Origin of the sequence: Pseudomonas syringae (assembly GCF_000737245.1) — a bacterium.
In the GTDB taxonomy this organism is placed as follows: domain Bacteria; phylum Pseudomonadota; class Gammaproteobacteria; order Pseudomonadales; family Pseudomonadaceae; genus Aquipseudomonas; species Aquipseudomonas syringae_J.
In genome coordinates this window covers 28,803-54,104 of record NZ_JPQU01000035.1, presented here as the reverse complement: position 1 = coordinate 54,104, position 25,302 = coordinate 28,803, and the positions used below count along the sequence as shown (strand labels likewise).

The window sequence follows — 25,302 nt, the reverse complement described above, 5'->3', positions numbered from 1 at the left end:
TTTACCCTGAATAGTCAGGCGGCGAGTCAAGTCCCCCTCGCCTTGAGCGATGTCCTGCATCGCACGGCCCATGGTGGTCAACGGACGCATCAGCGCGCTGATCAACAGGCTGAGCAACAGAGCGATGACCAGTACCGCCACCAGCATGGCAATCAATGCCGAAGTGCGGAATTCAGCCAGCGGCGCGTAGGCCTTGTCTCTGTCGATGGACAGGCCGATGTACCAGTCAGCACCCGGCAAGCCGTTGATCGGGGTGAAGGACAACAGGCGCTGCTGACCGTTCAGGGTGACCTCGCGCAAGGTTTTGTCCAGGGTCAGGGTCTGGCCCGAGTAAATCTCCTTGAGGTTTTTCATGACCTGATCTTTGTCCGGGCTGACGATGACCTGCCCGTCGCCACTGACCAGGAAAGCATGACCCAGCCCGCCGAAATCCACTGAGTTGACGATAGTCACCAGGGTATCGAGGCTCAAGTCACCGCCCGCCACTCCCGTCACCTTGCCGTTGACCTTGATCGGGCTCGCAACCGTAACCACCAGGCCGCCTACCGAGGCCAGGTAAGGCGCGCTGAGGATGGTTTTATCAGCCGCGACGGTCGAGGTGTACCAAGGACGCTTGCGCGGGTCGTAGCCGGCCGGCATCTCGACATTGGGCCTCTGCGTGAATGCGCCGTCGGAATCACCGATGTAGGTGAACTGAAAGGTGGAAGTCAGTGAGGGTTGGGAAACCAGCCCGCCCAGATCCGTCTTGGTGCCCTGGAAGGCAACGTCCTGAGCCAGGTTATCCAGTAGAAGAATGCGCCCGCTCAGCCAGCTCTGGATACCGGTAGCAGTCAGCTTGCCCGACTGAGTGACGGAATCCTCAAGACTCTTAGTGAGGGTCGTACGCTGCAGGTAATCGTTGTACAGGGTGAATAATGCAAATGCCAACACGACAATAATCGAGGCGGCCAGCAGAATTTTATGACGGAACTTCAGAGTCATGACGACACTTCCTTTTCAAACAAAGACACGTAATTTTTGCGCACTTGTTAATTATCTTGAACAGCGACATGCATCCACAAAGGACCGCAATGGCAGGGAATATTTCTCTACGTCCGGCGACAGCCGCCAAGCCTGACAGCCGCCTGCAAGCCACGTTTACACAGGCTTCCAGCTTTTGATCCAGCCAAAAATCTGGCGTTGGTACTCAGTCACTCATGGACATTTGCTGGCCCCAAGGCAACCATTACCGGTGTGTCGGCAGGGCCTGACAATTCATGAACAAGTATTTGATGAACGGGAGCAGGATAATAAAACGGATGTTCCAATGCCGCGGCATTTATTATCAATCCCCCGAAGTTGGCCAGGAACTTATACTTTTTAATCGTTAAAATTTGTATACGCTGCCATAGAGATCGTACAACTTCGAGCGGCTTTAAATGGGTGAGTTGCGCCATGGGCAAGCCTCTCGACAACATTACAAAATATTGCAACCCTCTCCATTCCCCGGTAAAACTCCCGCCCTTGTGCCAAGGAAGGACCGTCATGCAACCCGTCGACATCATGCGTCTGTTTTTACTCGCAGCCATCTGGGGCGCGAGTTTTTTGTTCATGCGCATTATCGCGCCAGTGCTTGGCGCCATTCCCACCGCGTTTTTCCGGGTCTCCATCGCGGCCGTCGGCCTGCTGGTCATTCTGGCGTTGATGCGCATCGACTGGAATTTTCGCGGCAAGCTCAAGACTTGCATGCTATTGGGCATGATCAATTCGGGGCTGCCCGCGACCCTTTATTCGGTCGCCGCCCAGATCCTGCCAGCGGGTTATTCCTCGATCTTCAATGCCATGACCCCTTTGATGGGCGTTCTGATCGGCGGATTGTTCTTCAGTGAAAAACTCACGGCGACAAAAGTCACCGGGGTATTTCTGGGCCTGTTCGGCGTCGGCATCCTGACCCGTGCCGGACCTGTGGCTTTCAATATCGAGCTTTTGATCGGTGCCCTGTCCTGCCTGCTTGCAACTGCCTGCTATGGTTTCGCGGGTTACCTCGCCCGCCGCTGGCTGGACCAGGAAGGCGGGCTCGACAGTCGTCTTTCGGCGCTGGGCAGCATGCTGGGTGCAACATTGCTGTTGCTGCCATTTTTCGGTTATCGGGTGCTGACTGACCCGCCGGCCAGTTGGGGCGGCGTCAGCGTCTGGCTGTCGCTACTGGGCCTGGGGCTGGTGTGTACGGCGTTCGCCTACATCCTGTATTTCCGCCTGCTCACCAGCATTGGCCCGCTCAGTTCCATGACCGTGACCTTCATGATCCCGCCGTTCGGTGTGCTGTGGGGAGCTTTGTTTCTGGACGAACCGCTGTCGATGGCGCACGTCTATGGGGGCGTGCTGATTGCGGTGGCGTTGTGGTTGGTGTTGCGGCCTGGGGCGGGAGGCAAAACCGCGACCGCTTAATCGCGCAAAATCTGGCTATTTTCGCAACACCCTGACGATTAAGGTGGCCCGATGCGTCTTCAAACCTGAAGACGCAGACCATTTATGTCCCTTAATAAGGCTGCTTCCGATGAGTGATCTCTTTCGCGGCATGGACCGCCCAACACTGGACCGCGCCTACAACAATGTGCAGGCTGTCAGCGACTTCCCCGGCATCATGGCCAGATTCCAGGCCCTTAGCGCGACGCTTTATGCAACGAATCCCTGCCAGCGTGGGCTGGCTTATGGCCCCGAACCGCGACAACGCTTTGACTGCTTCAGCCCGGCCCCCTCGGATGCACCCACGCTGATTTTTATTCATGGCGGTTACTGGCAGAACGGCACTAAAGAGGATTTCGCGTTCATTGCGGCCGGACCACTGGCGGCTGGGTTCAACGTGGTGCTGGCGGAGTACACACTCGCGCCGGAGGCCAGCATGACCCGTATCGTCGACGAGATCGGCGCGCTGCTTGATCACCTCGCCGAACAGCGTCAGATCCTGAACATCGGCGCAGGCCCGGTGATCCTCAGCGGTCATTCTGCTGGAGGACAACTGACCGCGCAGCATCGTCACCACCCGCTCATCACTCACTCTTTACCCATTAGCGGCTTGATGGATCTGGAACCCATCAGCCTCTGCTGGCTCAACGAGAAGCTGCAACTGAGCGCCGAGGAAGTGAACAGTTATAGCCCGCAACGGCATATTCGCACTGGCACGCCGCAGCTGATTACAGTGGGCGGTGATGAGTTGCCCGAACTTGTGCGTCAGTCCCACGAGTACGCCCAGGCCTGCACGGACGTCGGTGATCGGGCGGTGTATTGCCCGGTGCCTGGCGCGGATCACTTCTCGTTACTAGACGACCTGGCCTGCGCGGACGGCGTGCAAATCAAGGCATTGCTGCAGTTACTGGATAAATCCGGCAGCCACGCAGAGCGATTCGCAAGATACGGATAGTGCTTTGCTTGTTGAGGCTTTTTTACCCTCTGACCGTCCCCCTACAGTGAGCACGACTTCAACGGCGAAGGCGACTTCGCCCCGTTCAGGAATCGTGCATGCCCAGTCTGTCTTTGCGTGTCGAACAGATCGACGCGCTCACCCCGCATATCCGTCGATTGTTGCTGGTGCCCACCTCGGATCTGCCGCTGCCGAGCTTCACTCCCGGCGCGCATATTGAGCTGCGGGTCCCTGGCGAGCGTGAGCAGTGGCGCGCCTACTCGTTGGTCAACCTGACCGACAGTGCGCATTACGAAATCGCCGTGCAACTGGAAGAGCAAAGCAGTGGCGGTTCGCGCTGGGTGCATGGTCTGGTCGCCGGCGACGTGCTGCAAGTCCGTGGGCCAAACAACCACTTCCCGCTTGAACAAATCGCTCAGGACTATCGCCTGATTGCAGGCGGGATCGGCATCACGCCAATGCTTGGCATGGCTCGGGCGTTGCTGGCTCAAGGTTCGCCGTTCACCCTGCATTACGCTGGCCGTGACGCAACGCGCATGGCCTATTTCCAGGAAGTCCTGGCGTTGAGCAATGCCCAGTGCTGGATCAGCGGTGGCGATTTGCAGCGCCGCATGCCGCTACCCACGATCCTCGCCACACCCCATCCGGGTACCCATCTGTATGTCTGCGGGCCTCGCTCGATGCTCGATAGCGTGCTGGGTAAAGCTCGCGAAATGGGCTGGGCCGAACACCAACTGCACAGCGAGCTATTTATCGGCACGCTGGCCGGCGACGCAGAAGCCAGCTTCGAAGTCGAGCTGCGTGCCAGTGGCGTGACCCTGCAAGTCCCGTGCGGCATGAGCGTGCTGGAGGCAATGATCGAGGCCGGTCTGGACCCGATGTTCGATTGCCGACGGGGTGACTGCGGCGTTTGCGTCACCCAGGTCCTGGAAGGCGACCCCAAACACCAAGACATCTGTCTGTCCGAGCGTGATCGCGCCTCGGGAAGTTTTTGCACCTGCGTATCGCGTGCCAACAGCCCACGTCTGGTGTTGGATTTGTAATGGCAAACACCCAAGGAGAACCCATGGATTCTGCTCACTCAGTACCTGATAACCAACAGATTGCCGCGTTGATTCGCGACGACAGCGTGCACAAAAGTGTTTACACCGACCCGCAGCTTTTCCAGCTGGAAATGGAGCGCATCTACGGTCAGGCCTGGATCTATGCAGGCCATGAGAGCCAGGTGAAGAACGTTGGCGACTACCACACCACCCGCATTGGTGATCAGGACGTGATCCTGGTGCGCGGCGCCGACAAGAAAGTCAATGTGCTGTACAACCGCTGCCCGCACAAAGGCGCCAAGCTGGTGGCTGACGGTGACGGCAACGTCGGCAAGTTCTTCCGCTGCCCGTACCATGCCTGGACCTTCAAGCTGGACGGCCAGCACCTGTCCGCGCCGCTTAAAAACGGCTTTGAGGGCACATGCTTCAACCCCGCCCATCCCGATTTCTCCATGGTCAGCCTGGCCAGGTTCGAGACCTATCGCGGTTTCGTATTCGCCAGCCAGGCCGACTACGGCCCGGACCTGAAGACTTTCCTGGGCGGCGTGATCACCTCCATCGATAACCTGTGCGATCGCTCACCGGTTGGAGAGGTAGAAGTAGCGGGTGGCATTTTCCGAGTGATGCAGCGCTCGAACTGGAAGGTCTTCTACGAGAACCTGCACGACACCATGCACGCCCGAGTGACCCACGAGTCTTCGGTGGACGCTGCGCGTGGCGAAGCTGAGGCCATTGGTGAAATGCCCTTTGAATTACTGATCATGGACGGCAACGGCGAGCCTTATGACTTCTGGGAAAAGCTTGAATTGCGCGCCTACCACAACGGTCACGGCTACATGGAGGCGATCTTTGATCCGGCTGCCGCCGAGCGCGATGAGGTCTCCAAAGCGCACTTCGACTGTCTCAGCCAGGCCTATGGCAAGGATCGTGCACGCAGCATTCTGGGCATGAACCGCCACAACACGGTTATCTATGGCAGCGGCTCGCCACATACCGTGTTCATGCAGTTCCGGGTGATCCGCCCGATTGCGGTGGACAAGACCATGGTGGAGATCCAGACCTTCCGCTGCAAAGGTGCGCCGCAGGCCGTGTTTGATCGGGCGCTGACCTACGCCAACGTGATCAACTCACCGTCCTCCAACGTGATGCCCGATGACGTTGAAGTCTATGCCCGATGCCAGGAAGGTAATCAGACCCGGGGCGGCGAGTGGGTCAGCATGCACCGCTACGCCGGCACCGATCAGCTAATGGAAGATGGCGCAGTCTCGACCAATGGCACCAGTGAGTTACCGATGCGCAATCAATTTGCCGCGTGGAAGCACTACATGACCGCCACCCTGATTGCCAAGGAGAGCACCCATGCTGCTTGATCAACGGATCGACGTATCAACTCGTGATTTGACGCCCGCCAACGTACCGACCGAAACCCTGCGCGAACTTGAACAATTCATCTATCGCGAAGCGCGGCTGCTGGACGAACGTCGCTTCTGGGAATGGGACCAGTTATTCACTGACACGGGCATGTACTGGGTGCCGCACCAGCACGGACAGGACAATCCGTTCGAGCACATCTCGCTGTTTTGGGAAAACCGGATGCTGCGCGAAGTACGCATACGGCGGGTAGAGAACGTGCGCAACTGGTCGCAACAGCCCGTCACACGCACCGCGCATCTAGTTGGCAACGTGATGATTGAAGGGCTCGACCCGCAGGGTTTGCTGGTGATCAGCGCAACCTTCCAGGTCAGCGAGTGGCGGCTGGAACAACGCCAGTTGGCGGGGCGCTACACCTACAAGCTCGCGACTCAGGACGACGGCAGCTGGAAAATCCAGCTCAAGCGCGTCGATCTGATTAACTGCAATGACGTCTTCGCCAACCTTGAGGTGTTCGTTTGATGGACGGACCAACGGTGCTTGCGCTGCACTATCAAAACGACGTGTTGCACCCAGATGGCAGGATCCGAGTGGGACTCAGCGCCGAGGATCCGGCGCGAGACTCCCTGATGGCCGCCGCTAAACGACTGCTGGCCGCAGCGCGCAGCCGGGGTTGGCCGATCATTCATGTGAGGGTCGCCTATCGTGCTGATTATGCCGACCTGATCCAGAACGCCCCGATTCTGCGCGCCGTTGCCACCAGTGGCGCAGTGCGGGACGGATCATGGGGCGCGCAATTCCACGACGCGTTGCAGCCACAGGACACTGATCGCGAGTTTATCGTCAGCCACCTGCGGATCAATGCGTTCTATGGGACGTCGCTGGACACCCTCTTGCGCCAACTCCAAACCCGGCAATTGTGGGTGGCGGGAGTCGCCACCCACTCGGTAGTGGAGAGTACGGTTCGCCACGCAGTGGACTGCGGTTTCGACGTCACGGTACTGGCCGACGCCTGCGCCTCAGCCAGTCCCGCAAGCCACTTGGCGGCACTGGACAGCATGCGGCTCATTGCCGAAATAAAAGAGGTCAATATTGCTCTGGAGCAACGTCCATGAACGGTTTAACGCCACCTGATTTACTCGGCAAGGTCGCTGTCGTGACCGGCAGCACCCAAGGTCTGGGCACCGATATCGCCCGTCAATTATTGCTGGCGGGTGCTAGGGTCATGCTCGTGGGTCGCAACCTACAGGCCGGTACAGATCTGGCTCTGGAGCTGGGCGAGCATTGCCGGTTCAGCGCCTGCGATGTCGAGCTGGACGAAGATATCGAACGCTGCATCGCAATCACTCTGGCGGAGTTCGGTCGGCTGGACATTCTGGTTAACAACGCCTGCATTTATCAGGATCAAGGGCTACAGTCAGACCGCGCGCAGTGGATGCAGACCCTGAACGTCAATCTTGTTTCAGCGGCGATATTTACCCAGAAAGCGACTGCGCATATGGGCTCTGGCAGCACCGTAATCAACATCGGCAGTACCGGCGGCAAGTTCGGTGCTGCAGGTCGAGCGCTGTACCCGGCATCCAAGGCAGGGTTATTGCAGCTCACCCGCAACCTGGCAGTGACATTGGCGCCAGAGGGCATACGGGTGCTCAGTGTGTCACCGGCATGGACCTGGTCGCCTAGCGTATCGAGCCTGAGCGGCGGTGATCAGGCGGTGGCTGACAAGGTCGGCGCAGCTTTTCACCCTCTTGGTCGCGTAGGGCGCGGCGAAGAAGTCGGCAACGTGGTGGCGTTCATGTGCAGCCAGGGTGCGTCATGGATCACCGGTGTGGATATCCCGGTGGATGGCGGTTTTTCGATTCTCGGGCCGGATCAGGGCGTTTCGCCTCGGGTCTGGTTCGAACGCTTGCGCGATCAGGCTTGAGCGTCGGGCACATAAGACTGCAAGAAATGACCTTTCAAGCTTCAACCCTTTACCTGAAACCGAGGAGAAAGCATGGGCAGCATGATCGATATTCAAGCCAGAGATGGTAGCGGCAGTTTCAAAGGCTACCTGGCAGTACCGGCCAGTGGTTCCGGGCCTGGCGTAGTGATAGGCCAGGAAATATTCGGCATCAACGCCAACATGCGTCAGGTTGCCGATTTCTATGCCGAAGAAGGTTACGTCGCCCTGGTCCCCGACTTGTTCTGGCGCCTGCAACCGGGTATCGAACTGGGCTATACCGAAGCTGATTTTGCCCAGGCGATTGAGCTGTTTCAGCGCATTGATATTGATAAGGCCATCGACGACATCGACGCCAGCTTCGACACCTTGCGCGGCTTGCCTGCAGTGAACTCTAAGGGACTGGGGTTTGTCGGCTTTTGCATGGGTGGCAAACTGGCCTACCTGACCGCGACCCGCACACAGGTCGCCTGCTCGGTGGGTTACTACGGCATGGGTATCGAACATCTGCTCGACGAGGCCGAGCATATCAAGGGCCGTCTGGTCCTGCAGTTCGCTGGAGATGATGGTTATTGCGATGCGACTGCCAGAGAACTGATCGCAGCGCGCTTGAGTTCAGTACCCAAAACGGAAATCTACGTCTATCCGGGCGTTGATCATGCGTTCGCACGATTGGGCGGCATGCACTATGACAAGCCTGCGGCGCTGATGGCCCATGAACGCAGCATTGCCGCGCTCAAACAGGAAATCGGCCCGCACTTCAATCTGTCCGAGCTGTGGGAAAAACACATCGAGTACGAGTTCGGCACTCGCGATGTACCCGCCACCATGGCAACCATGGTCGCCGAACCTTACGTCAACCACATCCCGACCATGACTGGCGGCGTCGGCTACCGGGAGCTGAGCCGTTTTTACCAACATCACTTTGTTCACGGTAATCCGCCGGACATGAAACTGGTGCCGATCTCCCGCACTGTAGGCGCTTCGCAAATAGTCGACGAATTCGTGATGTGCTTCACCCACACCAGCGAAATCGACTGGATGCTACCCAACGTCGCGCCGACTGATAAATACGTTGAGATCCCGATGCTGGGCGTGATCAAGTTCCGTGGCGATAAGTTGTGCCATGAACACATCTACTGGGATCAGGCCAGCGTACTGGTCCAGATCGGCCTGTTGGACCCGACCGGCCTGCCAGTGGCTGGCGCGGAAACAGCGCGCAAGCTGCTCGATGAGAGCCTGCCCTCCAACACCTTGATGGGGAAGTGGACGGACAGCACCAGGTAGTAAGCACGCCGGCAACGCTTGCCCGCAAATCAGCCGACGCGTTGAAACAGATACACCGCGTCAGGCTGCTTCGCGGGCAAGCTCGCCTCCCTCGCAGGGGAGTTGACTTCAAGCCGTCGAGCATCCGGTCTGCTTGGGCAACTCGCCGAAACGCTCGCGATAGTAGCTGGCAAATCTGCCCAGATGGCTAAACCCATGCTCCAGCGCTACTTGGGTGACGCTCAGATCCCTGCGGCGCAGCAGGCACTCGCGCGCTGACTCCAGACGCAGATTACGCAGGCGCTCCATGGGGGTTTGCCCATACCAGCGCTGACACAGTGTATTGAGAGTGCGAATGCTCGTTCCGCCTGCGCTGGCCAATTCGGCCAGTGTCAGGTTGTCGCTCAAACGGCTGCGCATGAAAGCTTCGATTTTATCCACTTGGCGCCGGCCCTGACGTTGCGCAACTGAAGCCGGTAAAACCCTCGGCCCAGCATCCCTCTGCGGCGCATGGGTGAGAAGGAACAATGGCAGGCTTTCCTGCAGATGCCGTGACCAGTGCGGATGAACAGGCCTGGCATCGCTGGAAAGCTGCTCAAGTAAATCTGCGACCAGACGCAACCAAATACACGCCTGACCTTGATCAAGCCGGAAAATCGAGGGCAAGGCAAAGCCCGGCGATAGACCACCCTCCTCAACCAGACGTCGCTGAATCTGCCCCAGAAGCCAACGCGGGACTTTGATCATCAGTTGCTCGCAGCCGTTATGCCAGACCAGGCGCGCCTGTCGATCGGGTGCGAGCACGGCGACTTGCCCGACCCCCAGTTCAAGCGCCAGACCATCACACTCAATACTCGCCGCACCGCGCAACGGCATTTGCATCAGGACAAAATCGGTAAACGGACGCGGGCAGATTTCGACTTCCGCGCCGTAGCGCAGCACAAACAATTGGCAGCCGCCGGCTTCAGCTCGAAACAGTGCGGTATCGACGGGGCCGCTGCGCCAGCTTAAGTCATGCTCGACCAGTTCACGGGCCAGCAGACGCTGACTTTCCTGACACGAGTGGCTGGTGAACACCGGAGTGCGACACAACCCGGAAAGGTCCAGCCCGGAGCCTGACGGGGCTACCGTTACAGGCATCATCGAGGCCATATTCAGAACGACCGGGAGCGGCGGGCTTCGTTGCGCTGTAACGTCGCCGTTGGGGTTTCGTCGAACAGCTTGCGGTATTCAGTGGAAAAGCGTCCCAAGTGGGTGAAGCCCCAGCCCATGGCAATCACTGAAATATTACGGGCCGAGTTGTCTTCAAGGATTTCCTGGCGCACCGCTCCCAGGCGATGTTTTTTCAGATAGGCCATGGGTGACATGGCGAAGTACTTCTTGAAACCTTCGAACAGTTTGAAGCGCGAGACGCCGGCCGCCGCTTCGATATCCTCCAAGTGCAGCACTTCACGAGCGTTGTCGTGGATGTACTGTTTGGCGCGGATCAAGTAGTGAGGCAGCCTGACTCCCAGCACCTCGCGCAACTCATCGGAATAGTTGTTGGGCTGGGCAAAGATAAGCCCCTTGATCAACGAGCTTTCAATATCCCGAGTGAAGAAAGTCTGGTCGTAGAGCTCGCGGCTGCGGTCCAGCTCGCCGATAAAGTAACGCGCCATGCGCCACCAGGAGGCCGACGCACCATTGACAGCGTCCATCACCGGCTCGAAGCAAAGCGGGGTATCCAGGGGCCGCTGCAACATGTCCTCAAGAGTCTTGCGCATCGCGGCACGGGTGATGGCTACCTGCACTTTGCGGCAGTCGCCACCGATGGTCAGTTCCTGACTGTCGTGGGGCGAAATAATCAGCCCTGTGTCCTGATTGGAACCTAGCAGGCGCCCCTCTTTGCGCAGTTCCTGCTCACCACTCAGAGGCAGGCTCAGGCTGTAGCAGTTCAGGCGCTCGACATCCTCGATACCGATCGTGACGTCAGTCCCATACTCGATGACGCCCAGCGTGGTTGACATGGACTTGAGCACGTTACCGCTGTGAAGGAACTGGATACGGCTCGGCGTACTGGTTTGCAGGCGGTGCGGCCCGCAAATACTCGCCATCCAGTTTCGCGCTCCATCCAGGTCGTAGCGCTCGATACGAATGTCTCGAAAAGGTATATCCGAATTCATACTCATCACTGGGCACCCACGGCAATTTTGACGGCGAGCTCTATCGGCGCGCTGGTGTTGGAGGAGCAATGTTCATGCCGCGCAACCAGCATTTTGGCCTGTTCGCAACATACGGATAAGATTCGCCAACTAAGTGGATAGCGTGCGCTGCTCAGGGACAAACCAGACGGCTTGGCGGTATGAAAGGTACTGGCTTGATCCCGTAAATAGGCGGGATATCGCTGCAAAAGAGTGCGTTAACGCCTGCCGGGCACGATTGGCAGGCGTCACTTTCGGCACGTTTTGAGAGTGTGGGTATTCGCTGCCCAGCAAATCACCGGGCAGTGTTACCCCAGTTGACGGGTTACCAGAATTTCCAGGTATAGGTTGTGATCAGGCGGTTTTCGTCATAGTCATTGGCATGGCTGAACTTGGCGTTGATGTTGCGAAATTCCACACCCAGATTCTTTAATGGCCCGCTCTGCACGACGTAAGACACATACAGGTTACGCTCGATCTCAGCGCTGTCGCTCAAGTCGCCACCTCGGTTCACGCCGGTACCTTTGAGCACCCGCGTCATCAATTTCAGGCCCGGAATGCCCAATGCTGCGAAGTCATAGTCGTAGCGCGCCTGCCAGGATTTTTCGTTGGGCTTGATAAAGGCGATACCCGACCAGTTCACCAGATACGGCTGTGGTACGTAGCCGTTGAGGGTCGGAAAGGTGCTGTCGCCCAACATGCGCTGATAGCCGAGACCGAACGCATGTCCGCCCTTTTTCAGGGTGCTCATGGCCCCGTAGGATCGGTTATCGATGTTGCCGTAGAGCGCATCGCCGTCTTCACTGTTGTTGAAGTAGCGCAGATCGGTCTTCAGGCCATAACCATTGCCCAGATCAGCCAGATGAGTCGCCCCGAAGTAATGCTGCTGGTAGATGTCTTCCAGTTGGCCATAGAAATAGGTTGCCGACAGCGTCGGCGTAAAGGCATAAGTCGCACCGCCGAAATTCAGCCCGTCGCTGCGGCGCTTCACATCAGGGCCGTTAAACAGATACATTTTCTCGCTGTTAGAGGATTCGCGACTGCTGATCTCAGTGAAGCGACCACCGGTGAGGGTCAGTTTGTCGATCTCTTTGGATTCGATCAGCGTGCCGAAATAGGTGGTCACCAACTGCCGCGAGTCGTCATTGAAGGCCACGGGCAAGGTTGGGCGATGCTCACCGAATTTCAGCTCGGTTTTCGAATAGCGCATTTTCGCGGTGAAGCCACCGCGTCCGTAATCCTTGGCTTGCTGATGCTTGCTGTCGTCATAAGGGATGATGCTGTCTGGCCCCCGCCCGCCGCCGCCATCGAGGCGATAGGCATACTGCGTCGAGGCATCCAGACCAAACTGCACAGGAGTGTCCGTATAACCGGAGATGAATCGCAGGTCAAACCCCTGTGTCCAGCTGCCGACCCGGGAATGAGCCGGGTTGTTTTCTTTGTAATCGCGATCAATGTAGAAGTTGCGCAGGCCGAGAGACAGGTGGCTGTCGTCGACAAAATCAGCTTGAGCCAGCATGGGTGCAAGCATTCCGGTCAGCCCGGCGGCTTGAACGGTACGTGCAACCCAACCCGTTTGAGTACTCGATTGAAACATGACATATCCCTCATTTTTAATGTGTGGGCACATTAATAAGCGGTGTGACCAAACGATCACTCCAAGTGATGGCAGTTGTTTCTTTATTAATATGAATGGCACGACACTTTCTTATTGTTAACCGAGTCGTTCTTCAGCCCCGGCACAGGCTCCGGTAAATCGTGCGCGACTGATTAAGCAGTATTAATGTTGGTCGCACTATCCCGTTTATGGGCCAGTCGTATCCACTTACTTAGCTTCAGCGATTTATTCACTGCCTAGCCATAGGCCACCCATTCCTTTGTTTACGGCCAGCACAGCCCTATCCAATTTTATGGACTGTGATCACCTATTAATCGGATAGACCCCTGCCGACACAACTCCTTTAATGGCTGCACGGATTGACCCGGTACAAACAGGTAAACAGCTATGCACACGGCAAAGAGCATCGAAGACTGGAAAAACTTTATTGAAGGTTGCCTGGACTTCCGTCCGGTAGAAGGCATATTTCGCATTGCCCGGGACATGTTCACCGAGCCGGAATTGTTTGACCTGGAAATGGAACTGATCTTCGAAAAAAACTGGATCTACGCGTGCCACGAAAGCGAACTGGCTAACAAACATGACTTTGTGACCATGCGCGCCGGTCGCCAGCCAATGATCATTACCCGCGACGGCAACGGCGAGCTGAACGCACTGATCAATGCCTGCCAGCATCGCGGCACCACCCTGACCCGAGTCGGCAAGGGCAACCAATCGACGTTCACCTGTCCGTTTCACGCCTGGTGCTACAAAAGCGACGGCCGCTTGGTGAAGGTCAAGGCACCGGGCGAGTATCCGGAAGATTTCGACAAGGCCACCCGCGGCCTGAAAAAAGCCCGGATCGAAAGCTACAAAGGATTCGTGTTCATCAGCCTGGACGTCAACGGCACCGATAGCCTGGAAACGTTTCTCGGTGACGCGAAGGTGTTCTTCGACATGATGGTCGCGCAATCGCCGGACGGCGAGCTGGAAGTACTGTCGGGCAAATCTGCCTACACCTACGACGGCAACTGGAAACTACAGAACGAAAACGGCCTGGACGGTTACCACGTCAGCACCGTGCACTACAACTACGTCAGCACCGTGCAGCACCGCCAGCAGGTCAACGCCGAAAAAGGCCTGAGCGGTGGCAGCACCCTGGACTACAGCAAGCTGGGCGCCGGTGATGCTGAAACCGACGACGGCTGGTTCTCTTTCAACAACGGCCACAGTGTCCTGTTCAGTGATATGCCCAACCCTGCCGTGCGCTCGGGCTACGCCACCATCATGCCGCGCCTGGTTGAAGAACATGGCCAGTCTAAGGCTGAGTGGATGATGCACCGCCTGCGTAACCTGAACATTTACCCAAGCCTGTTTTTCCTCGATCAGATCAGCTCGCAGCTGCGCATCATCCGCCCGGTGGCCTGGAACAAGACCGAGGTGATCAGCCAATGCCTGGGGGTCAAGAACGAGTCCGACGCGGACCGTGAAAACCGGATACGCCAGTTCGAAGATTTCTTCAATGTGTCCGGTCTCGGCACGCCCGATGACCTGGTTGAATTCCGTGAAGCACAACGGGGTTTCCAGGCACGCCTGGAGCGTTGGAGCGATATTTCCCGGGGCCACGAGAAGTGGGTCAAAGGCGCCACGCCGAACAGCGAAGCCATTGGCATCCAACCGGCATTGACCGGAACCGAGTTCACCCACGAAGGGCTGTACGTCAATCAGCACGGCAACTGGCAGCGTTTTCTGCTGGAAGGCTTGGCCCGCAAGGCCGCTGAAGAACAATCCCTGAAGCTGCACGAGGTGTGAACATGAATTCGCAACTGCAATACCGCATCGAACAATTTTTCTACCGCAAATCCGAACTGTGCGATGCCCAGGATTGGGACGCCTACATCGAGCTGTTCGACGAGAACAGTGAGTTCCACCTGCCTCAGTGGGATTCAGAGCACGTCTACACCACTGACCCGAAACGTCAGATGTCATTGATCTACTACGCCAACCGGGGCGGGCTGGAGGACCGGGTGTTCCGCCTGCGCACCGGTAAAGCAGCTTCGGCCACACCGATGCCGCGCACCCTGCACATGATCAACAACGTGAGAATCGAACAGCGCGACGACGATCAGCTGCAAGTACAAGTCAACTGGCAAACATTGTTCTACCGCCAGGCCACTTCCGAGCAGTTTTACGGGCGTGCCACTTACCAGCTTAAACCCGAAGGTGACAGCTGGAAGATCACCCGTAAGCACGTGTTGCTGCTCAACGACACCATCAATTCGGTGCTCGATTTCTACCATCTCTGATTTTTGGAAGTCATGGCCATGAGTCACAAGGTCGCGTTCAGTTTTGCCGATGGCAAAACCCTGTTCTTCCCGGTAAACGGCAACGAAATTTTGCTGGATGCAGCGATGCGCAGCGGTATCAACATACCGCTTGATTGCCGCGAGGGCGTGTGCGGCACCTGTCAGGGCCGCTGCGATTCAGGGGAATACAGCCAGGACTACGTGGATGAGGAAGCCCTGTCGGAACAGGACCTGGCACAGCGAAAAATGCTCACCTGCCAGACCCGTATCAAATCCGACGCCGCGTTCTACTTCGACTTCGCATCGACGCTGTGCAACGCCGTCGGCCCCGCTCCGCTTCGAGGCATCGTGCGAGCCGTGGAACAGATTTCACCCAACACCGCGATCCTGCATGTCGATGCGGGTGCTGACGGCCAGCAGCTGGATTTTCTTCCCGGCCAGTACGCGCGACTACAAGTGCCCGGTACCCAGCAGAAGCGCTCGTATTCATTTGCCAACCGCCCCAACACCACTAATCAACTGCAGTTTCTGATCCGCTTGTTGCCAGATGGCGTCATGAGCAATTACATCCGCGAGCGCTGCGTTATTGGCGACGAAATCATGCTTGAAGCCCCCTTGGGGGCGTTCTATCTCAGGCATGTGGACAAACCCTTGATCTTCGTCGCCGGCGGCACCGGGCTTTCAGCCTTCCTTGGCATGCTCGATGAGCTGGCGGAGCGCGGCGGCTGTGGGCAACCCGTACATCTGTACTACGGGGTGCGCGACGCGGCAGACCTGTGCGAAACCGCACGCATCGCGGCCTATGCCGAGCGCATTCCAGGCTTTCGATTCAGCCCGGTGATCAGTGACCCTGACCCCCAATGGACCGGCAAGCGTGGCTACATCGCCGAGCACTTCGATGCGAGCGAACTGCGCGACACAGCCTCTGACCTTTACCTGTGCGGACCGCCGCCTATGGTCGAGTCGATCAAGACCTGGCTCTCTGCCCAGAACCTGAATAACGCTCACCTGTACCTGGAAAAATTCACCGAGAGCAACACCTGACTCCGCTCAGTGTGTGGCCCAGAACATTAGCGCGACCCTTTAATTACTGCCCTCCACTCACGAACGCGCGCTCAGACGCGGACATTCATCAAGGCGGCATTATGAAAAAACCACTATTGCGTGCATTGCTTGCGGCCACCGCGGCTGCCACTTTCACCGTGCAGGCGCAGGATCCGGTGCGCATCGGCTTTATCACCACCCTATCGACGCCTGCAGGTTATCTGGGTGAAGACTCACGCGATGGTTTCCAACTGGCGATTGATCAGGAAGACGGCAAGCTGGGCGGTGTGCCTGTTCAGATGGTGATCGAGGACGATGGCCTGCAACCCGCCAAAGCCAAACAGATTGTCGATCGTATGAGCCTGGACGGTATTCAGCTGTACACCGGGGTGATTTTCTCAAACGTCTTGGCCGCAATGGTAAACACAGCTCTGGAGAAAGGCTTTTACGTCAGCAATAACACTGCGCCATCTAACCTGGCTGGCGCCCAGTGCAAGCCAAATTATTTTGTAGCCTCGTACCAGAACGACCTGCCTCACGAAATGGCCGGCCGCGCAGCCAACGAACTGGGCTACAAAAAAATGGTGATCCTGGCCCCTAACTACCAAGGCGGCCGTGACGCACTGGAAGGTTTCAAACGCACCTTCAAAGGCGAAGTCACCGAGATCTACACCAAGCTCAACCAACTGGATTTCTCGGTTGAGCTGGCCCGGGTTCGCTCCCTCGCCCCTGACGCCATCTTCCAGTTCCATCCGGGCGGTGCCGGGATCAACTTCGCCAAGCAATATGGTGGCGCGGGCCTCAACAAGACTATCCCAATGGTAGTCCCGGTGTTCTCCATGGATGAACGCATGCTTGCGGCCGTTGGCGACGTTGCGAAGGGCACCAGCATTGTGACCTTGTGGAACCCTCAATCGGATAACCCGGCCAACCAGGCCTTCGTCAAAGCCTTTACCGAAAAATACCACCGCGTCCCGACCGTTTACGCCGCCCAGACCTACGACACCGCCCGCCTGATAGGCGCGGCACTCAAGGCCTCAGGCGGCAAGGTCTCGGATGCTGAGGTATTCCGAACGGCTATGCGCAACGTCAAATTCGACTCAATCCGCGGGGATTTCCGCTTCGCCAAAAATCAGCACTCAATCATCGACTGGTACTTGCTGCGCGTCGAAGCCGATGCCTCCGGAAAGCTGGTGGAGGTCCCGGTCAAGACCATCGCCAAATCGCAAGTGGACAGCTACGCCGAGCAATGCGCGATGTGATTCAGCGTTTCGGTTCCGCGCCTGCCGCTTGATCGCGCAGGCGCTTTTTGGCAGGGCAAACACCATGTTATTGATCGAACAAATCCTTAACGGCCTGCAGTACAGCGCGTTGCTGTTCTTGCTGGCTTCTGGCCTGACGCTGATCTTCGGCATCATGGGCGTGATCAACCTGGCCCACGGCGCGTTCTACATGGTGGGTGCGTTCTGCGCCGCCTATACCGCCATGGCGACCAACTCCTTCTGGCTCGCCGGTCTGGCAGCCATCACGGGCTCTGCACTCTATGGGCTGGTGATCGAAACCTCGATCATGAAGCGCCTGTACAGCCGCGATCATCTGGATCAGGTACTGGCGACCCTGGCGATTGTGTTTTTTACCAATGAAGCCATCACTGTTTTGGTGGGCCGCAGCCCGCCTGCGATGCCGACACCTGAATGGTACGGAAGCTTCGTCGAGGTGCTGCCTGGGTTAATGTACCCGGTCAGTCGTCTGCTGTTCATCGTGGCAGGGGCGCTGGTCGCTCTGGGCATGTGGCTGTTAATCAACCACACGCGCTTGGGTATGTTGATTCGCGCCGGTGCCGATGACCATGAAATGGTCGGCGCGCTGGGGGTCAATATTTCCCGGCTATACACCCTGGTATTTGTCTTCGGCTGTGTCCTTTGCGGCCTGGCAGGGTTCATGGCTGCTCCGCTGCTGTCGGTGGAAATCGGCATGGGCGAAAAAGTCTTGATCACGACCTTCGTGGTGATTGTGGTCGGTGGTGTCGGCTCAGTGCGCGGCGCCATGGCTGGTGCCCTGCTGATCGGCATGGTTGATGGCCTGGGCCGCGCCTACATCCCGCAACTACTCGACCAACTGCTGCCCCCACAGGTCAGCGGCACCATCAGCGGTGGGCTGATTTCCGCCAGCGCTTATATCGTCATGGCGTTGGTGCTGCTGGTGCGTCCCCGCGGCCTGCTGCCAGCCCGCGCCTAGAGGAGAACAACATGTCCCGTCGAGTCATTATCGATCTACTGTGTCTTGGGATTTTCGCCCTTTTGCCGATGCTGGCAATGTTGCTCAAAGAACCCTTCTTGATCAGCCTGTTCACCCGTCTGGCGATTTACGGCATGGCCGCAGCCAGCCTCGATCTGCTGATCGGCTATGGCGCGATGATCAGCTTCGGCCACGCCGCCTATTTCGGGTTGGGTGGTTATGTGGTTGGTATCGTGGCCTTTCACACTTCACAGGCGATGCCGCTGTGGGGCTGGGAAGGCTCAAACAGCGCCCTGATCATCTGGCCACTATCGCTGCTGATCTGTGCGCTGTTTGCCTTGGTGACCGGCTATCTGTCGCTGCGCACCAGCGGTGTGCAATTCATCATGATCACCCTGGCATTCGGCCAGATGCTGTATTTCGTGCTCGGCTCGATGTCCCTGTACGGTGGCGACGACGGCATCCTGCTGACTGAGCGCAACTCGCTGCCCGGGGTGAACATGGCCAACCCGGTGCAGTTCTATTACCTGTGCGTAGCGCTATTGGTGGGCTGGCTGCTGTTTTGTCGGCGGCTGGTCAACTCGCGCTTTGGCTTCGCTTTGCGCGGCCTCAAGCAAAGCGAACGACGCAGCGTCAGCCTTGGCCTGCATCCACTGCGCTATCGCCTGACTGCGTTCGTCATTGCGGGTGTAGGCGGTGGATTGGCAGGGATTCTGTGGGCCAATTACGCGATGTTCGTCAGCCCTGACATGGGCGCCTGGAACAAATCCGGTGAATTGATGGCGATGGTCATTCTCGGCGGCGTTGGCACCTTGCTCGGCCCGATCCTCGGCGCGGCGATTTATCTGGGGTTGGAACAGGTATTGAGCTTATGGACCGAGCACTGGTTGTTGATCTTCGGGCCACTGCTGTTGCTGGTGGTGTTATTCGGCAAGAAAGGCTTGTACGGCCTGCTGCTCACCCCACTACCGCGCAGGCTCAAACCAGCGCCCCGGCCCCCAACGGTCAACGTCAAACCTGTCAGTGAGGTCCGCCAATGACGCCACAACTGTCCATTCAGGGCCTGGAAAAATCCTTCGGCGCAGTCAAGGCCACCAATGGCGCGAGCCTGGAGGTACTGGTCGGAGAGCTGCACGCCATCATTGGCCCCAATGGCGCGGGCAAGTCGACGCTGATCGCGCAGATTGCCGGTGAAATCAAACCTGATAAAGGGCGCATCCTGTTCGCAGGAGAGGACATTACCGACGTAGCAGCCCATAAACGCCCTGCATTGGGTTTGGCCCGTGCTTTTCAGGTCAGCCAGCTGTATCCGGAATTCACCCTGCTGGAAAACGTCGCCCTGGCGATCGCCGCACGGGAGGGCAAAACCTTCGGGATGTGGCGCCCGCTCAGTAGCGACCAGCGTTTACTCGAGCCGGCCAAGGGTTACCTGCAAAGGGTCGGTCTCGGCCCTCGTAGTCAGTCGATGGTCAGCGAGCTGTCCCACGGCGAACGCCGCCAATTGGAGATTGCCCTGGCCCTGGCACAGCAGGCCGCACTGTTATTGCTCGACGAACCCATGGCGGGCATGGGCGCGGAAGAGTCCGCGCGCATGACCCAACTGTTGCAAGAACTCAAAGGCACCTGTTCGATCCTGTTGGTGGAGCACGACATGGATGCGGTTTTTGCCCTCGCCGATCGCATTACCGTGCTGGTCTACGGGCAGACAATCCTTACCGGCAGCGTCGAGCAAATCCGTCAGGACCCTCTCGTGCGCGAAGCTTATCTGGGAGAAGAACATGCTTGAAGTCAGCGGATTGCAGGCCGGTTATGGCTTGAGTCAGGTGCTGTTCGATATGCACTTGACCATCGAACGTGGGCAAGTGGTGTCATTGATCGGCCGTAACGGGATGGGCAAAACCACCACCGTGAAATCGATCATGGGCTTGCTCAAACCCACCTCGGGCAGCGTGAAAATCCACGGCAAAGAAATGCGTGGCGCGTCCCCTTATCGAATCGCCCAGGCGGGGCTGGGTCTGGTGCCCGAGGGCCGCCGCGCGTTCGGCAGTTTGAGCGTGAAAGAGAATCTGCTGGCGACGTCCACCCGCGGGAAGTGGGATCTGGCGCGAATTTACCAGCTGTTCCCGCGTTTGCAGGAGCGCCAGGATCAGCTCTCCAAAACCCTCTCCGGTGGTGAACAGCAAATGCTGGTGACGGGCCGGGCCTTGATGACCAACCCCGATTTGCTCATCCTCGATGAAGCAACCGAAGGTTTGGCACCAATCATTCGCGAAACCATCTGGAGTTGCATCGCCAACCTGAAGGCCGAAGGCGAAACCATTCTGGTGATCGACAAGAACCTCAAGGAGATGGCTCGCGTGGTCGATTGCCACCACATCATCGAAAAGGGTCGGCAGGTCTGGCTGGGAACGCCTGCCCAGTTGGCCGAGGCGCCGGAATTATCGCAACGCTATCTCGGCGTTTGAATCTACTGGAGCCAGGTCAGGCCTGGCTCCAGGAAGCTTCGGTCTGGTTTGGTTTGGTTATTAACCAAACAACCAATAAGCCAACAACCCCAACACAATCACCGCCAGCACCGGGCGCAGGATGCGGTAGGCCTTGGGGTTCTTGCGTTTGAACTGTTTGACCTTGCCACTGAAGGTGTCACTGAAGCGCTTGCTCCAGGCGTAGGCCTGATTGATCCCGCCGACGCGTTCGTCGTCGGTGTTCTGCGGCGCAGTGGCGCGGCCCAGGAAGGCGCTGACCGCACGATTGACACGGGTCATGATCCGGCTGCGCAACGGGCGTTCGATGTCGCAGAACAGAATGACGCGGGTCACTGCGGTCTCGTTCTTGACCCAATGCACGTAAGTCTCATCAAACATCACGTCTTCGCCGTCGCGCCAGGCATAGACCTGACCGTCGACATAAATGCGGCAGTCGTCCGAATTCGGCGTGGACAAACCCAAGTGATAACGCAACGAGCCGGCAAACGGATCGCGATGCGGGTTGAGGTGGCTATCGCCCGGCAGCAAGGCGAACATCGCGCCCTTGACGTTGGGAATCGAATTGACCAATGCAACCGTCTTCGGGCACAGGGCCTCGGCGGATGGCAGGGCCTTGTCGTACCACTTCAGGTAAAAACGCTTCCAGCCTTTTTTGAAGAACGAGCCAAAACCGGCGTCGTTATTCTTTTCGGCGGCGCGAATATAGCCCTCGTCGAACAAATGCATGGCTTCTTCGCGAATCGTCTGCCAGTTGTTCTTGAGCACATCCAGCTCGGGAAAAGCGCTGCGGTCCAGATACGGCTTGGACGGCACTTTGGAAAACAGGTACATCAGGGCGTTGTACGGGGCGAACAGCGCCGAGTGGTTGACGAACTGACGTAACAGCGGCAATCGCGCCTTGCCACGCAAATGCACATAAAGCGTGCTAGCCAGGAATAGCATCAGGATCGATGCTTTGGCAGCGAATGAAAACGTCATTTATCTCTCCTCGAAACAGGCAATAACCTGCCACTGAACGTACTGCTGTGCATCTTTCAGGCTGATCAGGGACGGTGCGAACCACCCAATGGCGGTTCGCCAGCCGCGCATCATAAACGCTCGCCCGCCTGACAAGAAGCCGACGAGCGTAAAGGGCTGCGTTAAAGGGCTCCGTTACTGCTGCATTTCCTGATCGGTGAACAGGTCACTGAACAGCATGCTCGACAGGTAGCGCTCGCCGGAATCCGGCAGGATCACCACAATGGTTTTGCCCTGCATCTCCGGGGTTTCGGCCATGCGCACGGCGGCAGCCATTGCTGCACCACAAGAGATGCCACACAAAATTCCTTCTTCCTGCATCAAACGCAGGGCCATGGATTTGGCTTCGTCGTCACTGACCAGTTCAACCCGATCGACCAACGACAGATCGAGGTTTTTCGGGATGAAACCAGCACCAATACCTTGAATCTTGTGGGGGCTGGGTTTGATTTCTTCGCCGGCGCGGGCCTGGGTGATGATCGGCGAACCCAACGGTTCCACCGCAACCGACAGGATCGGCTTGCCAGCAGTATTTTTGATATAGCGCGAAACACCGGTGATGGTCCCGCCGGTGCCGACGCCAGCGACCAGCACGTCGATAGTGCCGTCGGTGTCGTTCCAGATTTCGGGGCCGGTGGTCTTTTCGTGAATCGCCGGGTTGGCCGGGTTTTCGAACTGCGCGGGCATGAAGAATGTTTCAGGGTTGTTGGCCAGTAGCTCTTCAGCCTTTTCAATGGCACCTTTCATGCCTTTAGCGGGTTCGGTCAGTACCAGCTCGGCGCCCAGAGCCTTGAGAACCTTGCGTCGCTCGATACTCATTGAGGCGGGCATGGTCAGCATCAATTTATAACCCCGGGCCGCGGCCACGAACGCCAGACCAATGCCGGTATTGCCGGAGGTAGGTTCGATGATGGTCATGCCGGGCTTGAGTTTGCCCTTGCTTTCAGCGTCCCAGATCATGTTCGCGCCGATCCGGCACTTCACCGAGTAGCCCGGATTGCGGCCCTCGATCTTGGCCAGAATCGTCACGCCACGCGGCGCGATCCGATTGATCTGCACCAGTGGGGTGTTGCCGATGGAGTGGGCGTTGTCAGCGTAGATACGGCTCATGGCGGTGTCCTTGTGCACGTTCGTCAAGTGGCATAAAAATCAAAGCCTATGCCTCAAGTACGGTTGACGTCCAGTCGCAGCGAACGGATGCCCGCGCCAAGAGTCAACCACACATCAGAACCTGAGACCCACACCATGAAACGTCGATACAGCTGGCCACTCTGGACCCTGGCCGGGATCGTTGTGTTGTTGATCGCAGTACACATCGCCCTGCCCTATTTGGTGCGCAACTACCTGAATGACAAACTCGCCGATATGGGCGATTACCGAGGCCAGGTGACTGACGTTGACCTGGCATTGTGGCGCGGCGCGTACAAGATCAACGGGCTGAACATCGTCAAGGTCGACGGCAAGGTGCCGGTCCCGTTCGTCAAAGTGCCAGTCATTGACCTTGCGGTAAGCTGGAAGCATCTGTGGTACGACCATGCGGTGGTCGCTGAAGTGACCTTCGTCCAGCCGGAGCTCAACTTTGTCGATGGCGGCGCCAACAAGCAGGCCTCACAGACCGGTCAGGGCACCGACTGGCGTGAACAGATGAACAAACTGCTGCCGTTCACCCTTAACGAGGTGCGGATCGACGACGGGAAGATCACCTTCAATAATTTCAGCACCACGCCCAAGGTTAAGCTGCAAGCCGACAAGGTCAACGCCAGCCTCTATAACCTGACCAACGTTGAGGACGTCAAAGGCAATCGCGACGCCCGCTTCGAAGGCAAGGCTCTGTTTATGGGCCACGCCAACATGGAAGCCAGCGCGACTTTCGATCCATTCAGCAACTTCGAGGATTTCGACTTCCGTCTGCGCACTACCGGCGTCGAACTCAAGCGCCTCAACGACTTTTCAGCCGCCTACGGCAATTTCGACTTCAACGCCGGACACGGTGATTTGGTGATCGAAGCCCAGGCCACCAAAGGCCAGCTCAGCGGTTACATCAAGCCGCTGTTGCGAGATGTGGACGTCTTCAACTGGAAGCAGGATGTGCAAAACGAGAACAAAGGTTTCTTCCGCTCGATCTGGGAAGCGGTAGTCGGTGGCAGCGAAACCGTGTTGAAAAACCAGAGCGAGAACCAGTTTGCCACCCGTGTGGAGCTCAGCGGCAGCGTGCACAAACAGGACATCAGTGCATTCCAGGCGTTTTTGCAGATACTACGCAATGCCTTCGTGCAGGCTTTCAATGCGCGGTACGACAACAGTAAGGGGTAGATTTACCGCTGGATGAACACAACTCCTGTGGGAGCGAATTCATTCGCGAAAGCGTCGGGCCTGAAAAAATATCTGCGTCTGACACACCGCTTTCGCGAATAAATTCGCTCCCACAGTTAGTTCTTCATTGAGTCCCAGCAACGTATGCGAGGCTGACCGCCGATTCACCGACTGAATACCCGGTCCACATTCACAGTCGGCAAAGCCTCGCGCTATAGTCGGCGCATTGTTTACCGAGGATTCATAGATGAAGTTCGAAGGCACCCGCGCATACGTCGCCACTGACGACCTCAAGCTGGCGGTCAACGCGGCAATTACCCTGGAGCGCCCGCTGCTGGTCAAGGGCGAACCCGGCACGGGCAAGACCATGCTCGCCGAACAACTGGCCGAGTCATTCGGCGCCAGGCTCATCACATGGCACATCAAATCCACCACCAAGGCTCACCAGGGCCTTTACGAATACGATGCCGTCAGCCGCCTGCGGGACTCGCAACTGGGCGTGGATAAAGTCCACGACGTGCGCAACTACCTGAAGAAAGGCAAGCTCTGGGAAGCCTTCGAGGCCGAAGAGCGAGTGATTCTGCTGATCGATGAAATCGACAAAGCTGACATCGAATTCCCCAACGATCTGCTGCAAGAACTCGACAAGATGGAGTTCTACGTCTACGAGATCGACGAAACCATCAAGGCCAAGGTCCGCCCGATCATCATCATTACCTCCAATAACGAGAAGGAGTTGCCGGACGCCTTTCTGCGCCGCTGCTTCTTCCACTACATCGCTTTCCCGGATCGCGCCACGCTGCAGAAAATTGTTGATGTGCACTATCCCGACATCAAGAAGGATCTGGTCAGCGAAGCCCTGGACGTGTTCTTCGACGTGCGCAAAGTGCCCGGCCTGAAGAAAAAGCCCTCCACTTCGGAGCTGGTGGACTGGCTGAAACTGCTGATGGCCGACAACATTGGCGAAGCGGTGCTGCGTGAGCGTGATCCCACTAAAGCCATTCCGCCGCTGGCCGGAGCGCTGGTCAAGAATGAACAGGACGTCCAGTTGCTGGAGCGCCTGGCGTTCATGAGCCGTCGCGGTAATCGCTGATTCTGC

Annotated in this window: 24 protein-coding genes and 1 pseudogene; 18 read left to right on the top strand and 7 right to left on the bottom strand. The window is 57.7% G+C overall.

The features are described 5' to 3' along the window. Positions 1-6: 6 nt before the first annotated feature. Both IV01_RS27475 and IV01_RS12285 read right to left on the bottom strand, forming a co-directional pair. Positions 7-981 (bottom strand): annotated as a pseudogene (locus IV01_RS27475) (cache domain-containing protein); the annotation flags it as partial. Between the two features lie 209 nt (positions 982-1,190). Continuing rightward, positions 1,191-1,436 carry a hypothetical protein gene (locus IV01_RS12285; RefSeq protein WP_154232221.1) on the bottom strand — a complete coding sequence of 82 codons (246 nt, stop codon included), beginning with the start codon at positions 1,434-1,436 and terminating at the stop codon, positions 1,191-1,193. An 88-nt stretch (positions 1,437-1,524) separates the two neighbouring features. On the opposite strand from IV01_RS12285, the gene IV01_RS12290 reads away from it, so the two are divergent. The 8 genes from IV01_RS12290 (at position 1,525) to IV01_RS12320 (ending at position 9,043) form a co-directional block, all read left to right on the top strand. Continuing rightward, positions 1,525-2,427, top strand: a complete 903-nt coding sequence (locus IV01_RS12290; protein ID WP_032628702.1) for a DMT family transporter — start codon at positions 1,525-1,527, stop codon at positions 2,425-2,427. Positions 2,428-2,536: 109 nt separating this feature from the next. After that, positions 2,537-3,400: an alpha/beta hydrolase gene (locus IV01_RS0125095; protein ID WP_050507576.1), complete on the top strand. Its 864-nt coding sequence runs from the start codon at positions 2,537-2,539 to the stop codon at positions 3,398-3,400. Between the two features lie 98 nt (positions 3,401-3,498). Continuing rightward, complete coding sequence (locus IV01_RS12295) at positions 3,499-4,443, top strand: PDR/VanB family oxidoreductase (RefSeq protein ID WP_032628701.1); 945 nt, start codon at positions 3,499-3,501, stop codon at positions 4,441-4,443. Between the two features lie 23 nt (positions 4,444-4,466). After that, the gene (locus IV01_RS12300) at positions 4,467-5,813 is read left to right on the top strand and encodes an aromatic ring-hydroxylating dioxygenase subunit alpha (protein ID WP_032628700.1); all 1,347 of its coding nucleotides are present in this window, start codon (positions 4,467-4,469) and stop codon (positions 5,811-5,813) included. Continuing rightward, entirely contained in the window at positions 5,803-6,336 is a 534-nt protein-coding gene (locus IV01_RS12305) for an aromatic-ring-hydroxylating dioxygenase subunit beta (protein WP_032628698.1), read from the top strand. Before IV01_RS12300 ends, IV01_RS12305 begins: the two co-directional genes overlap by 11 nt. Continuing rightward, positions 6,336-6,929 (top strand): cysteine hydrolase family protein, encoded by a 594-nt coding sequence (locus tag IV01_RS12310; protein WP_032628696.1) that lies wholly within the window; start codon positions 6,336-6,338, stop codon positions 6,927-6,929. Before IV01_RS12305 ends, IV01_RS12310 begins: the two co-directional genes overlap by 1 nt. Next, a complete protein-coding gene (locus tag IV01_RS12315; RefSeq protein WP_032628694.1) occupies positions 6,926-7,738 on the top strand; it encodes an SDR family oxidoreductase in 813 nt (270 codons plus the stop codon). The genes IV01_RS12310 and IV01_RS12315 overlap by 4 nt, the downstream gene beginning before the upstream one ends. A 72-nt stretch (positions 7,739-7,810) precedes the next feature. Further along, complete coding sequence (locus tag IV01_RS12320; protein WP_032628693.1) at positions 7,811-9,043, top strand: dienelactone hydrolase family protein; 1,233 nt, start codon at positions 7,811-7,813, stop codon at positions 9,041-9,043. 108 nt (positions 9,044-9,151) lie between these two features. Here the strand turns inward: IV01_RS12320 and IV01_RS12325 are convergent, their stop codons facing one another. The 3 genes from IV01_RS12325 to IV01_RS12335 all read right to left on the bottom strand — a co-directional run bounded on the left by IV01_RS12325 (position 9,152) and on the right by IV01_RS12335 (position 12,799). Next, complete coding sequence (locus IV01_RS12325) at positions 9,152-10,162, bottom strand: AraC family transcriptional regulator (protein ID WP_032628722.1); 1,011 nt, start codon at positions 10,160-10,162, stop codon at positions 9,152-9,154. A gap of 14 nt (positions 10,163-10,176) precedes the next feature. Continuing rightward, positions 10,177-11,190 (bottom strand): AraC family transcriptional regulator, encoded by a 1,014-nt coding sequence (locus tag IV01_RS12330; RefSeq protein WP_080290302.1) that lies wholly within the window; start codon positions 11,188-11,190, stop codon positions 10,177-10,179. A gap of 337 nt (positions 11,191-11,527) precedes the next feature. Further along, a complete protein-coding gene (locus IV01_RS12335) occupies positions 11,528-12,799 on the bottom strand; it encodes an OprD family porin (RefSeq protein WP_032628691.1) in 1,272 nt (423 codons plus the stop codon). A 408-nt stretch (positions 12,800-13,207) separates the two neighbouring features. On the opposite strand from IV01_RS12335, the gene antA reads away from it, so the two are divergent. The 8 genes from antA (at position 13,208) to IV01_RS12375 (ending at position 20,852) form a co-directional block, all read left to right on the top strand. Then, complete coding sequence (gene antA, locus IV01_RS12340) at positions 13,208-14,611, top strand: anthranilate 1,2-dioxygenase large subunit (RefSeq protein ID WP_032628690.1); 1,404 nt, start codon at positions 13,208-13,210, stop codon at positions 14,609-14,611. Positions 14,612-14,613: 2 nt separating this feature from the next. Beyond that, on the top strand, positions 14,614-15,105 hold the full coding sequence (gene antB / locus IV01_RS12345) for an anthranilate 1,2-dioxygenase small subunit (RefSeq protein WP_032628689.1): 492 nt from the start codon (positions 14,614-14,616) through the stop codon (positions 15,103-15,105). 18 nt (positions 15,106-15,123) lie between these two features. After that, complete coding sequence (gene antC, locus IV01_RS12350) at positions 15,124-16,149, top strand: anthranilate 1,2-dioxygenase electron transfer component AntC (RefSeq protein WP_032628688.1); 1,026 nt, start codon at positions 15,124-15,126, stop codon at positions 16,147-16,149. 101 nt (positions 16,150-16,250) lie between these two features. Then, positions 16,251-17,411, top strand: a complete 1,161-nt coding sequence (locus IV01_RS12355; protein ID WP_032628687.1) for an ABC transporter substrate-binding protein — start codon at positions 16,251-16,253, stop codon at positions 17,409-17,411. 64 nt (positions 17,412-17,475) lie between these two features. After that, positions 17,476-18,387 carry a branched-chain amino acid ABC transporter permease gene (locus IV01_RS12360; RefSeq protein WP_032628686.1) on the top strand — a complete coding sequence of 304 codons (912 nt, stop codon included), beginning with the start codon at positions 17,476-17,478 and terminating at the stop codon, positions 18,385-18,387. A gap of 11 nt (positions 18,388-18,398) precedes the next feature. Then, on the top strand, positions 18,399-19,427 hold the full coding sequence (locus IV01_RS12365; RefSeq protein ID WP_032628685.1) for a branched-chain amino acid ABC transporter permease: 1,029 nt from the start codon (positions 18,399-18,401) through the stop codon (positions 19,425-19,427). After that, positions 19,424-20,173: an ABC transporter ATP-binding protein gene (locus IV01_RS12370; protein WP_032628684.1), complete on the top strand. Its 750-nt coding sequence runs from the start codon at positions 19,424-19,426 to the stop codon at positions 20,171-20,173. Before IV01_RS12365 ends, IV01_RS12370 begins: the two co-directional genes overlap by 4 nt. Then, positions 20,166-20,852: an ABC transporter ATP-binding protein gene (locus IV01_RS12375; protein WP_032628683.1), complete on the top strand. Its 687-nt coding sequence runs from the start codon at positions 20,166-20,168 to the stop codon at positions 20,850-20,852. The genes IV01_RS12370 and IV01_RS12375 overlap by 8 nt, the downstream gene beginning before the upstream one ends. Before the next feature lie 60 nt (positions 20,853-20,912). Here IV01_RS12375 and IV01_RS12380 read toward each other — a convergent pair whose 3' ends face one another. After that, on the bottom strand, positions 20,913-21,851 hold the full coding sequence (locus IV01_RS12380) for an aspartyl/asparaginyl beta-hydroxylase domain-containing protein (protein WP_032628682.1): 939 nt from the start codon (positions 21,849-21,851) through the stop codon (positions 20,913-20,915). 174 nt (positions 21,852-22,025) lie between these two features. After that, entirely contained in the window at positions 22,026-23,000 is a 975-nt protein-coding gene (cysK, locus tag IV01_RS12385) for a cysteine synthase A (RefSeq protein WP_032628681.1), read from the bottom strand. A gap of 135 nt (positions 23,001-23,135) precedes the next feature. On the opposite strand from cysK, the gene IV01_RS12390 reads away from it, so the two are divergent. Together IV01_RS12390 and IV01_RS12395 are read left to right on the top strand one after the other, a co-directional pair. Then, positions 23,136-24,203, top strand: a complete 1,068-nt coding sequence (locus tag IV01_RS12390) for a DUF748 domain-containing protein (protein ID WP_032628680.1) — start codon at positions 23,136-23,138, stop codon at positions 24,201-24,203. A 247-nt stretch (positions 24,204-24,450) separates the two neighbouring features. Beyond that, complete coding sequence (locus IV01_RS12395; protein ID WP_032628679.1) at positions 24,451-25,296, top strand: AAA family ATPase; 846 nt, start codon at positions 24,451-24,453, stop codon at positions 25,294-25,296. Positions 25,297-25,302: the final 6 nt, after the last annotated feature.